10 protein-coding genes and 2 pseudogenes are annotated in these 12,269 nt (G+C 67.8%); 1 reads left to right on the top strand and 11 read right to left on the bottom strand.

The features are described from left to right. From ACK59X_RS23630 to dapC, 9 genes and pseudogenes are all read right to left on the bottom strand, one after another. Positions 1 to 842: pseudogene (locus tag ACK59X_RS23630) on the bottom strand (hypothetical protein); the annotation flags it as partial. A gap of 59 nt (positions 843 to 901) precedes the next feature. Next, on the bottom strand, positions 902 to 1,249 hold the full coding sequence (locus ACK59X_RS23625; protein WP_409960815.1) for a 4-amino-4-deoxy-L-arabinose-phospho-UDP flippase: 348 nt from the start codon (positions 1,247 to 1,249) through the stop codon (positions 902 to 904). A gap of 43 nt (positions 1,250 to 1,292) precedes the next feature. Further along, entirely contained in the window at positions 1,293 to 2,756 is a 1,464-nt protein-coding gene (locus tag ACK59X_RS23620; protein WP_409960814.1) for a DUF2142 domain-containing protein, read from the bottom strand. Beyond that, a complete protein-coding gene (locus tag ACK59X_RS23615; protein ID WP_409960813.1) occupies positions 2,753 to 3,805 on the bottom strand; it encodes a glycosyltransferase family 2 protein in 1,053 nt (350 codons plus the stop codon). Before ACK59X_RS23615 ends, ACK59X_RS23620 begins: the two co-directional genes overlap by 4 nt. Then, complete coding sequence (gene prmB, locus ACK59X_RS23610) at positions 3,802 to 4,704, bottom strand: 50S ribosomal protein L3 N(5)-glutamine methyltransferase (RefSeq protein ID WP_409960812.1); 903 nt, start codon at positions 4,702 to 4,704, stop codon at positions 3,802 to 3,804. Before prmB ends, ACK59X_RS23615 begins: the two co-directional genes overlap by 4 nt. Further along, positions 4,701 to 5,864: a succinyl-diaminopimelate desuccinylase gene (gene dapE / locus ACK59X_RS23605; protein WP_409960811.1), complete on the bottom strand. Its 1,164-nt coding sequence runs from the start codon at positions 5,862 to 5,864 to the stop codon at positions 4,701 to 4,703. The genes prmB and dapE overlap by 4 nt, the downstream gene beginning before the upstream one ends. 57 nt (positions 5,865 to 5,921) lie before the next feature. Then, positions 5,922 to 7,085: a PilT/PilU family type 4a pilus ATPase gene (locus tag ACK59X_RS23600; protein WP_409960810.1), complete on the bottom strand. Its 1,164-nt coding sequence runs from the start codon at positions 7,083 to 7,085 to the stop codon at positions 5,922 to 5,924. An 80-nt stretch (positions 7,086 to 7,165) separates the two neighbouring features. Continuing rightward, a complete protein-coding gene (gene dapD / locus ACK59X_RS23595) occupies positions 7,166 to 7,999 on the bottom strand; it encodes a 2,3,4,5-tetrahydropyridine-2,6-dicarboxylate N-succinyltransferase (protein ID WP_409960809.1) in 834 nt (277 codons plus the stop codon). A 5-nt stretch (positions 8,000 to 8,004) separates the two neighbouring features. Beyond that, positions 8,005 to 9,210, bottom strand: a complete 1,206-nt coding sequence (dapC, locus tag ACK59X_RS23590; RefSeq protein ID WP_409960808.1) for a succinyldiaminopimelate transaminase — start codon at positions 9,208 to 9,210, stop codon at positions 8,005 to 8,007. A 211-nt stretch (positions 9,211 to 9,421) separates the two neighbouring features. On the opposite strand from dapC, the gene ACK59X_RS23585 reads away from it, so the two are divergent. Beyond that, positions 9,422 to 10,909: a methyl-accepting chemotaxis protein gene (locus tag ACK59X_RS23585; RefSeq protein WP_409960807.1), complete on the top strand. Its 1,488-nt coding sequence runs from the start codon at positions 9,422 to 9,424 to the stop codon at positions 10,907 to 10,909. Between the two features lie 12 nt (positions 10,910 to 10,921). Here ACK59X_RS23585 and ACK59X_RS23580 read toward each other — a convergent pair whose 3' ends face one another. Beyond that, positions 10,922 to 11,599, bottom strand: a complete 678-nt coding sequence (locus ACK59X_RS23580; RefSeq protein WP_409960816.1) for an RnfABCDGE type electron transport complex subunit B — start codon at positions 11,597 to 11,599, stop codon at positions 10,922 to 10,924. Positions 11,600 to 11,625: 26 nt separating this feature from the next. Further along, positions 11,626 to 12,269: pseudogene (locus tag ACK59X_RS23575) on the bottom strand (polyhydroxyalkanoate depolymerase); the annotation flags it as partial.

Here is a 12,269-nt window from a genome sequence, read left to right as displayed (position 1 = left end):
ACATGCATCACGGGCACGCCTGTCATGCCGATGACCATCATGTTCTGGCCATCCAGGCCCAGGTTGCGGTTGACGACCGGAAAGGGCGGCACATGGTTGGCCTGCGCCAGCGCGCTGGCGGTGATCACCATCCAGTCGTCGGAGCGCACGCTGCGCGGCTGGCCTGCCACATGGGTCATGGCGCTGTCCTGCGACAGGAAGGGGTGCGGGCCCTGGTCCGTGCGGCCCAGCAGCAGTTCCAGCGACGAACCCGTGGCGCCTATGCCCACCAGCACCAGGAAGATGCCCACGATGCCGCCTGCCACCACCCGGCGATGGCCGCCGACCCAGGTGCCCAGGCGCGCCTGCACGCGCCCGGAGCCGGGAAGCAGCAGCAGCGCAATGGCGCCGGCCACTGCGGCGGCGATCACCCAGTGCCGCGGCGGGGTACCTGGCCCGCTGATCTTGCCGGCCGCCGCCGAGGAAGCCTGGACGTTGAAGCGGGCGCCGTCGTCGAACCGGGCAATCACCGAAACCGGCTGCTCGCCACCCTCCAGGTAGCGCGGGTATCGCAGCTCCAGCGCAAATTCCAGCGCGATGCGGTCTCCGTCCTGGAAATAGACCCCGACGCTGGAGCGGGTCTTGCGCTCGGGAATGGCGATGCGTTTCTCGGCGTCGCCGATGCGCACCACGAAGTCCTTGGGCAGGCGCTGGTTCCGGGAGTCGTAGCACCAGCCGGTGATGCGCACCATGCTTGTGGCGGCGTCGTACTCCACCGTGTCGACGAAGCCGTAGACGCCTGGCGGCAAGGGCTGCTGCGCCTGCGTGCCTGCCGGCCACAGAAGTGCCAGGGCCAGGACCATGGCCCAGGCGGCAAGCAGCCATGCGCTGGCCCCTGGCACTTTGCAGGCGCGCCATGCACTCATCGGGACGCTGCCACCGTGACCACGATGCCCGACATGATCAGGGCCGTGCCGACGAAATAGCCCGGTGCGAAGCGTTCGCCGAAGAAGAAACGGCTGGCCAGCGGCACGACGATGAAGGCCAGCGCCATGAAGGGGTAGACCTTGCCCAGCTCGGCCTTGCGCAGGATCAGTACCCAGCCGATGGAGGTGATGCCGTACAGCACCATGGTGGCAAAGAACACGGCCAGGGTCTCGAGGGCGAAGAAGCTGCCGGTCTTGTTCATGGAGTTGGCGCTGACCTTGAACAGGATCTGGCCGATGGCAATGCCCAGCACGCAAAGGATGGTCAGGAAATAGACGTACATGGATCGGAATTTCGGGTGAAGGAGCGGGCCAGGCCCGGGGATGTTAAAGGAGCCGCAGCGCGTACCGCTCGGACAGGGTCGTGGCCAGGATATAGAGCGAGCCCAGGGCCAGGGCGGCCGTGAGCACGTGGGCCACGGTGCGCTGGGTCGGCGAAGCCGGCTGGCCCATGGGCCCCAGTGCGGTGGCGGCCAGCAGGGCGGGCACGATGAAGTACCGGCCCTGGATGCCGCTGATGATGGCGACCGGGTAATCGTTCCAGCTGATGGCCAGCGCGAGGAAGACCATGGCCGAACTGGCCAGCCCCACGATCAGCAGCAGCCCGCGCGCGGCAGCATCACGCCGCAGGTAGCGCGTGGACCAGATGGTCATCGCCAGCGCCATTGCCAGGGCGCACCAGATGGCCTTCATCGCATCCTTGGTGACGGCGGCGTCGAGCCAGCCCATCATGCCGACGAAGGAGTAGGCGTAGAAGTAGCCGGTATCGCTGTCAAGCAGTGTGTCGAGGATCAGGCGGGCAAATCCGAGCGGATCCTGCAGGTAGATCGCCAGGATCTCGATGGTGGCGTGGTTGCGCACCAGGCGGGCGTCCGCCGTGGTGGCGATGCCGTACAGGGTCCAGCCGGCGCAGGCCATGCACAGCGCGATCCAGGCCAGCAGGTGCGCGGCCGAGAACCGGCGCACCAGCAGCCACAGGGGCAGCAGCAGCAGCGGGGCGAGGTTGACGCGGGACGTCACGAGCAGCAAGGTGCAGGCGTAGAGGGCGTACTCCTGCAGCGGGTTCGCCTGCTCCCGCGGGGCCATGCAGCGCGCCGAGAACAGCGCAGCCAGCAGCAGCGCCGCGGCGATGCTCAGGCCGTCGATGGTGGGCGAGATGATCTGGAACACGGCCATGGGCATGAGCACCAGCGCGCGCACCAGCAGATTGGGCGTGAACACGCGCCAGGCCCAGGCGATCATGGCCAGCGCGGTGGCCGCTACCAGCAAGCGCGTGAGCTCGTAGCTGGCGCGCATCGACAGGTCGAGCGCGCGCGCGGTGCGCAGGCCCAGCGCATGGGGCAGGTAGATCAAGGGCGCGTAATAGCCCGTGCCCACGGCGTTGACGAACAGGTCCTTGTGCGCCCAGCGCTCCGCGGAAGCCTGGTCCATGAGGGCGCTGGCCGATGCCGTGTAGTCGCGCTCCGTGCCGGAGATGGCGCGCATGCGCGAGGTGAAGGCCATGAAGTTGCGGTCCACGTAGCCGCCCTGGTTGCCGACCTCGTCCGGCTCGTCCTTGCGCAGCGTCCACTGGCCGTGGGCGATCATGTCGGCGCGCAGCAGGTGCACATTCTCGTCAGGCGACTGGAAGGCGGGCACGAGCCGCATCAGGCCCCATGCCACCAGCAGCGCGAGCAGGAACGCCCCCACCAGCATGGGAAGGCCCCCCGTGCGCGGGCCGCGCAGGTCGAAACGAGCCGCCGGGCCGCGCGCCGCAAGGCGCCCGGCGATGGGCTGGACGGAAGCGCTCATGCCTCAGCCGTCTTGCTGCCGAGTTCGATCTTCCTGTGCAGCACCTTGTGCAGTGGCCGCTGCGGCACCGAAGCGATGTCGTGCCCGATGAAGGCCAGCAGCAGCTGCAGCCCGGCGATGATGGGCAGGGCCGCCAGCATCACCGTGCCGGCCGAGGAGTAGGCCTGGTGGACGCTGGAGTTGACCCAGTGCAGCACGCCGAAGGCCGTGCCGAACAACACCATCAGCAGCCCCAGGGGCAGCTCGATGGAGGCCAGCGACATGTCGCGCAGGTAGTAGTTGTAGAAGATGCGCTTCGTGAAGTTGCGCAGGTGCTTGACCGTGAACTCGGGCAGGATCTTGCTGATCTTGAGGTTGCTTTCCTCATCCGCGTAATGGGCGTTCATGGGCACGTCCACCACCACCGCACGCAGGGTGTTCAGGCGGAACAGCATGTCCGTCTCGAAGAAATAGCGGCGGCTGATCTTGTCGAACGGCAGGTAGCTGGCCACGCGCGCGTGGATGGCGGTGTAGCCGTTGGTCGGGTCGAACACCTGCCAGTAGCCCGAGGAGATCTTGGTCAGGAAGGACAGGGCGGCATTGCCGAAGATGCGCATGCGCGGCATCTGGTGGATCTCTTCGAGGTCGAAGAAGCGGTTGCCCGTGGTGTAGTCGGCCTCGCCGCTCAGGATGGGGGCGATGAAGCCGGGCAAGAGCCGCGGGTCCATCTGGCCGTCGCCATCGACCTTGACGATGATGTCGTAGCCGGCCTCGATGGCGCGGCGGTAGCCGTGCATCACCGCACCACCCACGCCCAGGTTCTCGGGGTTGAAGACCACCTGCACGCGCGGGTCGGTGCAGTTCTGCTGGATGAAGGCGCCGGAGTTCACCGGGCACTTGTCGTCCACGGCAAAGATGCCCTGCACCTCGGGGCCGATGCGCTCGATGACGCCCAGCACGTGGGCGGTGACCTTGTAGCAGGGAATGACCACGGCAACGCGGGTGGGCGCCGGGGATACCGACAGGGCCATTGGGGCCGAAAGGGCCAGGGGAGGGGTGATGCTGTTCATGGCTGGACCAGCGCCTCCCGCGTGACGAGCAGCACCTGGTCTTCACCGGCGCTGGTATCGATCCAATAGACCGGCAGGTTCGGGAAGGCCGCTTCGAAGTGCGCGCGCTCGTTGCCGATCTCCAGCAGCAGCACGGCGTTCTCGCTCATGCGCGAAGGGGCATCCTTGAGCAGTTGGCGCACGAAGTCCATGCCGTCTGCGCCGCCGGCCAGCGCCAGCTCGGGCTCGGCCCGGTACTCGGCTGGCAACTGCGCCATGCTGCCGGCATTGACGTAGGGCGGGTTGCACAGGATCAGGTCCCAGGGGCCGGGCAAGGCCGACAAGCCGTCCGACAGCTGCAGCGTGACCCGGTCCTGCAAGCCATGGCGGTCCACATTGATGCGCGCCACCTCCAGGGCATCGGCCGAGATGTCGGCGCCGGTCACGCTGATCTCGGGCCATGCCATGGCGGCCAGCACGGCCAGGCTGCCGTTGCCGGTGCACAGGTCCAGCACGCGGTGCGTCTGGTCGCTCAGGAACTCGTCCACACTGCCGTCGGCCAGCAGCTCGGCGATGAAGCTGCGCGGCACGATGGCGCGTTCATCCACATAGAAGGAGACGCCCTGCAGCCAGGCTTCGTGCGTGAGGTAGGCAGCGGGCTTGCGGGTGGCGATGCGCTCCTGCAGCAAGGCCTGCACCTGCGCCAGCTGCTCGGCTGTCACGCCCTGGGCGCCCACCGCGTCGGGGGCGTCCGACAGGTCGCTGGAAAGCGGCAACCCCAGGCGCCACAGCACCAGCCACGCGGCTTCATCGTGCGCATTGGCAGTCCCATGCCCGAAGGACAGGCCAGCCGAGTCGAGGACGGCGGCTGCAGACTGCACCACGGCACCCACGGTGCCGCCCGTCAGCACCGCGCTCATGCGGCCACCGCCTGGGCGTGCAGGTTTTCCAGCGTGCGGCGGTAGATGTGGGTCAGCGGCTCGATGTCGGCCACCACGATGTGTTCGTCGATCTTGTGGATGCTCGCGTTGGGCGGGCCCAGCTCGATCACCTGGGGGCAGACCTGGGCGATGAAGCGGCCATCGCTGGTGCCGCCCGTGGTGGACAGTTCGGTGGTGATGCCGGTTTCGGCCAGGATGGCCTGCTGCACGGCGGTGACCAGTTCGCCCGGGGTGGTCAGGAAAGGCTGGCCGCCCAGGGTCCAGCGCAGCTCGTAATCAAGGCCGTGGGCGTCGAGCACGGCATGCACGCGCTTTTGGAGGCCCTCGGCCGTGGACTCGGTCGAGAAGCGGAAGTTGAAGTCCCACACCACCTCACCGGGGATGATGTTGGTGGCACCCGTGCCGCCATGCACGTTGCTCACCTGCCAGCTGGTGGGCGGGAAGAAGGCGTTGCCCTTGTCCCACTCGGTCGCGGCCAGTTCGGCCAGCGCCGGCAGGGCCTGGTGGATGGGGTTGCGCGCCAGTTGCGGGTAGGCGATGTGGCCCTGGATGCCGCGCACCGAGAGCTTGCCCGAGAGCGTGCCACGCCGGCCGTTCTTGATCATGTCGCCGGTGCGCTCCACCGACGTGGGCTCGCCCACGATGCAGTAGTCCAGGCGCTCGCCTCGCGCACTGAGCTGCTCGACCACGACCTTGGTGCCATCGACCGAGGGGCCTTCCTCATCGCTGGTGAGCAAGAGGGCCAGGGTGACCGCGGGATCGGGCGTGGCGGCCAGGAAGTCTTCCACGGCCACCACGAAAGCCGCGATCGAGGTCTTCATGTCGCTGGCGCCGCGGCCAAAGAGCTTGCCATCGCGGTGCGTGGGCACGAAGGGGTTGCTGGTCCATTGTTCCAGCGGGCCGGTGGGCACCACGTCGGTGTGGCCCGCGAACACCAGGGTCTTGGCCGCAGCACCGGCACCCGGGCGCCGCGCCCAGAGGTTGCTCACGCGGAAGTTGTCGGGGCCGCTGTCGATGCGCTCGCACACAAAGCCCAGGGGAGCGAGCCGTGCCGCCAGCACCTCCAGGCAACCCGCATCGTCGGGGGTGATGGAGGGCAGGGAGATCAGCTGTTCGGCCAAGTGCAGGGTACGGGACATCGCAGAAAAAGAGACAAGGATAAAAAGGACAGGGAGCGCGCGGTGCGCGCGCCGGGCTCAGGCGGCGGGTTTGACGTCGAGCACGATCTCTGTGAAGGACGGCGTGTCATCGGGCGCATCGCGCGATTCCTTCTGCGCCTTGGCGGCGTTGGCAGCCAGCGAGAAGTCGTTCTGCAGGCGCCACATCAGGTTGGTGGGCGAATCGGCGAAGGCCAGGCCTTCCTTCTTGTCGATGCGCTTGTCGATGATCATGCGCGCCAGGTCTTCCTCGAAGGTCTGCGAACCTTCGGCCATGGACTTTTCCATGGCTTCCTTCACACCACCGAAGTCGCCCTTTTCAATGAGGTCGGACACCAGCTTGGTGTTGAGCATGACCTCCACCGCCGGCAGGCGGCCTCCGTCCATGGTGCGCACCAGGCGCTGGGAGATCACGGCCTTGAGGGCCGAGGCCAGGTCGCCCAGCATGGTCGGGCGCACTTCCACAGGGTAGAAGGACAGGATGCGGTTGAGCGCGTGGTAGCTGTTGTTGCCGTGCAGCGTGGCCAGGCACAGGTGGCCCGACTGCGCATAGGCGATGGCCGCGGACATGGTCTCGCGGTCGCGGATTTCGCCGATCAGGATCACGTCGGGTGCCTGGCGCAGCGCGTTCTTGAGCGCCGTCTGCAGCGACTGGGTGTCGCTGCCGATCTCGCGCTGGTTGACAATGGATTTCTTGTTGCGGAACTGGTATTCCACCGGGTCCTCGATGGTGAGGATGTGGCCGGTGAGCACCTCGTTGCGGCTGTCGATCATGGACGCGAGCGAGGTGCTCTTGCCCGAGCCCGTGGCACCCACCATCAGGATCAGGCCGCGCTTTTCCATGATCAGTTCCTTCATCACCTCGGGCAGCCCCAGAGTGGCGATTTCCGGAATCTGCTGCGAGATGAAGCGGATCACCACCGCATAGCTGCCGCGCTGGCGCATGGCGCTGATACGAAAGCGCCCCACGCCCGAGAGCGGCACGCCCATGTTGAGCTCACCGGTTTCCTCCAACTCCTCGATACGGTCGGGCGGGACGATCTCGGACAGCAGGTTGCGCGGGGCATCCGGCGGCAGGATCTGGTTGTTGATCGGCACGCATTCGCCGTTGATCTTGATCAGCGCCGGGGCATTGGCCGACAGATAGACGTCCGATGCCTTCTTTTCGCTCATCAGGCGAAGAATCCGCTCCATCGTGCTCATGGTGTTTCCCCTCTCGTTCGTTGGTGGGCCGGCGCCGGCCGCGTGCGCATGCGTGCTTCTCGGTGGCTGCGGGACGTGGGTCAGTCGCGCAGCAGGTCGTTGATGCTGGTCTTGGAGCGGGTCTGCGCGTCCACCTGCTTGACGATGATGGCAGCATACATGCTGTACGGCGCGCCGTTGGCGGCCGTCTTGGGCAGGTTGCCGCTCACCACCACCGAGCCCGTGGGCACGCGGCCGTAGCTGATCTCGCCCGTGGCGCGGTTGAAAATGGGGGTGCTCTGGCCGATGGACACGCCCATGCCCAGCACGGAGTGCTCTTCGATCACCACGCCTTCGACCACTTCGGAGCGCGCGCCGATGAAGCAGTTGTCTTCGATGATGGTGGGGCCGGCCTGCAGCGGCTCCAGCACGCCACCGATGCCCACGCCGCCGGACAGGTGCACGTTGGCGCCGATCTGCGCGCACGAACCCACGGTGGCCCAGGTGTCGACCATGGTGCCTTCGCCCACATAGGCGCCGATGTTGACGTACGAAGGCATCAGGATCGCGCCCTTGGCGATGAAGCTGCCGCGGCGGGCCACGGCTGGCGGCACCACGCGCACGCCGGTGGCCTTCATCTCGTCGGCCGACAGGTGGGCGAACTTGGTGGGAACCTTGTCATAGAAGCCCAGGTCGCCGGACTTGACCAGCTCGTTGTCTTTCAGGCGGAACGACAGCAGCACGGCCTTCTTGATCCACTGGTGCACGGTCCATTGGCCCACAGCCTCGCGCGTGGCCACGCGCAGGGTGCCGTTGTTGAGTTCGGCGATCACGTGCTCGACGGCGTCGGCCACTTCCTTGGGGGCGGCTGCGGGCGAAATGCTGGCGCGGTTTTCCCAGGCGGCGTCGATGATGTTCTGGAGTTGTTGGGTCATGGAGTTCAAGCAGTACGGGATTGGATGAATTGGACGATGCGCATGGCTGCTTCGGCGCATTCCTCGGCCTCGGCCACCAGCGCCATGCGCACGCGCTGGGCGCCGGGGTTGAAGCCCCCGGCCTCGCGGGCCAGGTAGCTGCCCGGCAGCACGGTGACATTGTATTGAGCCAGAAGCTCGCGGGCGAACTCGGCGTCGGTCATTTGCAGGGCGTCTGGCACCTTGGCCCAGAGGTAGAAACCGGCGTCGGGCAGGGCCACCTCCATCACGCCGGCCAGCAGCGGCGTGACCTGGGCGAACTTCCTGCGGTACAAGGCCCGGTTCTCGGTCACATGCTGCTCATCGCCCCAGGCGGCGATGCTGGCCGCCTGCACCACGGGGCTCATGGCGCTGCCATGGTAGGTGCGGTACAGCAAGAAGGCCTTGATCAGCTCGGCATTGCCGGCCACGAAGCCGCTGCGCAGGCCGGGCACGTTGCTGCGTTTGGACAGGCTGGTGAAGGAGATCAGGTTCTCGAAATCCTTGCGGCCGGCCTGGATGGCCGCCTGCAGGCCGCTCAGCGGCGGCTCGTCGCGGAAATAGATCTCGCTATAGCACTCGTCCGAGGCGATGATGAAGCCGTGCCGGTCGCTCAGGGCAAACAGCTTCTGCCACTCGGCGAGCGGCATCACCGCACCCGTGGGATTGCCCGGCGAGCAGACGAAAAGCAGTTGCGTGCGCTTCCAGACCTCGGTCGGCACGCTGTCCCAGTCCACCGCGAAATTGCGTGCCGGGTCGCTGGGTGCGTAGTAGGGCGTGGCGCCCGAGAGCAAGGCCGCGCCTTCGTAGATCTGGTAGAACGGGTTGGGGCAGACCACCACCGGATCAGGCTTCGTCGGGTCGACGATGGTCTGGGCAAAGGCAAACAAGGCCTCGCGCGAACCGTTGATGGGCAGGACCTGGGTGGCAGGGTCCAGGCTCAGCGCATAGCGCTTGTGCAGCCAGGCGGTGAAGGCCTCGCGCAGGCGCGGCTCGCCGGCCGTGGCCGGGTAGCTGGCCAGGCCGCCGAGGTTGTTACTGAGTGCATCCTTGATGAACTGCGGAGTAGGATGGCGCGGCTCCCCCATTCCCAGGCTGATGGGGGAATACTGGGCCGGAGGCGTGACCCCGGCGAAGAGCTTTCGCAGCCGCTCGAACGGGTAGGGCTGCAGGTGGGAGAGCAGGGGGTTCATGGGCCATCATTATGGGCGATGCCGTGCCCGCCGGACCGCAGGCGGCGGGCTTGGTGCGCTCCCGATGTGCGCTCCGGCACAAGTCCGGGAGCCTCCTATCGCAAACCCTGGGGTGGCGCAGCTTGTCAATCCCGCGTAAGGCGCGTGCCTAGTATGGTTGCGAACCCCCGGAGCGTGCCCTGGCAGGGGTCACAACGATATCGGAGACAACATGGCAGGATTTGTTCCCATGCGGCCGGGCCTGTGGTGGATGCGGCGGCTGCATCTTCCGGCCAAGCTGGCCACACTGGCGGTGCTCATCGCCTGCACGTTGGCAGCGGCGCTGCTGGGCGCGCCCTGGTGGGTGGACCTGGCGGGGGGCGTGTTGGTGCTGTACGCGCTTTTGGCGCTGTACCTGAGCCTGGTGGGCGACATGGCGTCCCTGTCCGGCGCCATGGCGCGCATCACCGACGGCGACCTGTGCGTGCATGCCAGCACAGTCGGCACCGATGAGATGGCGCAGATGGCCAAGGCGCTGGACGCCATGGTGCTCCGGCTTTCTTCCATGGTGGCCGACATCCGCAGCAACGCCGCGCTGGTGGCCCACGCCGGCCAGAGCCTGGCCCAGGGCAACCGCGAACTGGCCGACCGCACCGAGCAGCAGGCCGCCAACCTGGAGGAAACCGCCGCCAGTGTGGAGCAGCTCTCGTCCACCGTGCAGAACAATGCCCAGACGGCGCAGGGCGCCGACCAGCGCGCCGGCCAGATGCGCCAGGCCGCGGATACCGGGGCCGAGGCCATGGGCCGTGCCGTGCAATCGGTGCAGGCCATCCAGCAGGGCGCGCGCCGCATGACGGAGATCATCGGCACCATCGACGCCATCGCCTTCCAGACCAACATCCTGGCGCTCAACGCGGCGGTGGAGGCGGCCCGCGCAGGCGAGCAGGGCCGCGGCTTCGCCGTGGTGGCCTCCGAGGTGCGCACGCTGGCCCAGCGCTCGGCCACCGCTGCGCGCGAGATCCGCGAGCTGATCAACGACTCGGTCACGCAGGTGGAGTCCAGCGCCGGCCTGATCCGCACCGCCGGCGATGGCATCACCGAGATGGCGGGCGGCATGCGCAGCGTGGCCGCCAGCATGTCGGAGATATCGAGCTCCAGCGCCGAGCAGAGCACGGGCCTGCGCGAGATCAGCAGCGCCGTGCAGCAGCTCGATCAGATCACCCAGCGCAACGCGCAGATGGTCAGCCAGGCCGTGGGCCAGGCCGAGGCGCTGGAGAGCCGGGCCTCCACCCTATCGCGCGCAGTGTCGGCGTTTCGCCTGCAGCAGGGCACGGCCGAAGAGGCGGTGGTCTTGGTCAAGCGTGCCGCGGCCCTCTACAAGGGCACATCACGGGACCAGTTCCTGGCGCGCGTCACCGACAAGAGCCAGCCCTTCAACGACCGCGACATGTATGTCTTCGTGCTCGATGCCGGGGGCACCTACCGGGCCTTCGGCGGCAATCCGGCCAAGGTCGGCACCCGGGTGCAGGACATTCCCGGCATCGACGGAGACCGGTTGATGGCGGAAATTGCGGCCCAGGCGGACGTAGGACCGGGCTGGGTGGAGTACGACATCACCAACCCGGCCACCGGCGCGGTGCAGACCAAGATGTCCTTCGTGGAGCGGGTGGGCGACCTGTACCTGGGCTGCGGCGTGTACAAGGCCCTGGCGGCACGCTGATATCCGCGGCGCTCAGCGCTGCGCGCGCTGCTCCCGGGCGCGGGCCATGGCCGCGGCAATGGCTGCCTTGCGGGCCTGGGCTGCCGCTGCGTCGCTTGCGGGTGCCGGGGCGGTGGCACCGGAGGGGGCCGCAGTGGCCTCATCGTCCTGCGGCTCTTCGGCCGTGCCCGATGCCACCCGCAGCTTGTGGGCCGCATAGCGTGCGCGTGCATGGCCGGCCAGCACCGGGCTCCACGCGGCCCAGCCAGTGGCCTGGCCGGTCACGGTTTCCAGGCTGATGCAGTCCACCGGGCAGACGGGAATGCACAACTCGCAGCCGGTGCAATGCGCCTCGATCACGGTGTGCATGCGCTTGTTGGCGCCCAGGATGGCATCCGTCGGGCAGGCCTTGATGCACAGCGTGCAGCCGATGCACCAGTTCTCGTCGATCACCGCCAGGGCGCGGGGCGCCTCCAGGCCGTGCTCCACGCTCAGTGGCAGCACCGGCCGCCCGGTGATCGCCGCGAGCCGGGCGACCCCCTCGGCTCCGCCAGGCGGGCACTGGTTGATGGGAGCCGCCTCGAAAGCGATGGCCTGCGCGTAGGCCGCACAGTCCGGATAGCCGCAGCGGGTGCACTGCGTCTGCGGCAGGGCTGCGTCCAGGCGGGCCGCCAGCGCATGCGCAGCCGGCCCTGCAGGTGGTGAAGGGATGGGGGTGTGGGCGTCCGGCTGCGGGTTCAAGCCTTGCGTGCCGCCGTGGTGCGGCGGGTACGCGATGCGGGAGCTGCAGTGACTGCGGCCTTGGCCACCGGCGCCTCGGGTTCCGGGGCTGCTGCAGCACCGGTGGCAGGGGCCGCAGCCTTGACGGCTGCCTTGGCCGGCACCTTCTTCGCCACGGCCTTGGTGGCGGCTGCCTTGCGCGGCGGTGCGGGCGGGTTGTCGTCGGGCATCTCGGTCACGGCGGCAGGGCGGGGCGCCTTTTTCTGCGGCACCTCGTGCGAGAGGATGAACTTGCGCACTTCGGGGTACACGATCTCGCGCCAGCGCCGGCCGCTGAAGATGCCGTAGTGCCCGGCGCCCTTGGCTTCCAGGTGGCGCTGCTCCTTGCGCACGATGCCGGTGCACAGGTCGTGTGCGGCTTCGGTCTGGCCCGAGCCGGAGATGTCGTCCAGCTCACCCTCCACCGTGAACAGGGCGGTGGTCGTGATGTCCTGCGGGCGCACGCGCTCGACCTTGCCCTCGGGCGAGCGCACGTCCCAGGTGCCGTTCACCAGCTTGTACTCCTGGAACACGGTCTCGATGGTTTCCAGGTAGTAGTCGGCGTCCATGTCGAGCACGGCGTTGTACTCGTCGTAGAACTTGCGGTGGGCCTCGGCGCTGG

The organism is Acidovorax sp., assembly GCF_046339755.1.
Classification (GTDB): Bacteria; Pseudomonadota; Gammaproteobacteria; order Burkholderiales; family Burkholderiaceae_C; genus Acidovorax.
This window is presented reverse-complemented; position numbering and strand designations above follow the sequence as displayed.

What these genes read in the sequence shown, in the direction of transcription:
- ACK59X_RS23625 (WP_409960815.1), bottom strand. Translation starts at nt 1,249, where the DNA reads ATGTACGTCTATTTCCTGACCATCCTTTGCGTGCTGGGCATTGCCATC.
- ACK59X_RS23620 (WP_409960814.1), bottom strand. Translation starts at nt 2,756, where the DNA reads ATGAGCGCTTCCGTCCAGCCCATCGCCGGGCGCCTTGCGGCGCGCGGC.
- ACK59X_RS23615 (WP_409960813.1), bottom strand. Translation starts at nt 3,805, where the DNA reads ATGAACAGCATCACCCCTCCCCTGGCCCTTTCGGCCCCAATGGCCCTG.
- prmB (WP_409960812.1), bottom strand. Translation starts at nt 4,704, where the DNA reads ATGAGCGCGGTGCTGACGGGCGGCACCGTGGGTGCCGTGGTGCAGTCT.
- dapE (WP_409960811.1), bottom strand. Translation starts at nt 5,864, where the DNA reads ATGTCCCGTACCCTGCACTTGGCCGAACAGCTGATCTCCCTGCCCTCC.
- ACK59X_RS23600 (WP_409960810.1), bottom strand. Translation starts at nt 7,085, where the DNA reads ATGAGCACGATGGAGCGGATTCTTCGCCTGATGAGCGAAAAGAAGGCA.
- dapD (WP_409960809.1), bottom strand. Translation starts at nt 7,999, where the DNA reads ATGACCCAACAACTCCAGAACATCATCGACGCCGCCTGGGAAAACCGC.
- dapC (WP_409960808.1), bottom strand. Translation starts at nt 9,210, where the DNA reads ATGAACCCCCTGCTCTCCCACCTGCAGCCCTACCCGTTCGAGCGGCTG.
- ACK59X_RS23585 (WP_409960807.1), top strand. Translation starts at nt 9,422, where the DNA reads ATGGCAGGATTTGTTCCCATGCGGCCGGGCCTGTGGTGGATGCGGCGG.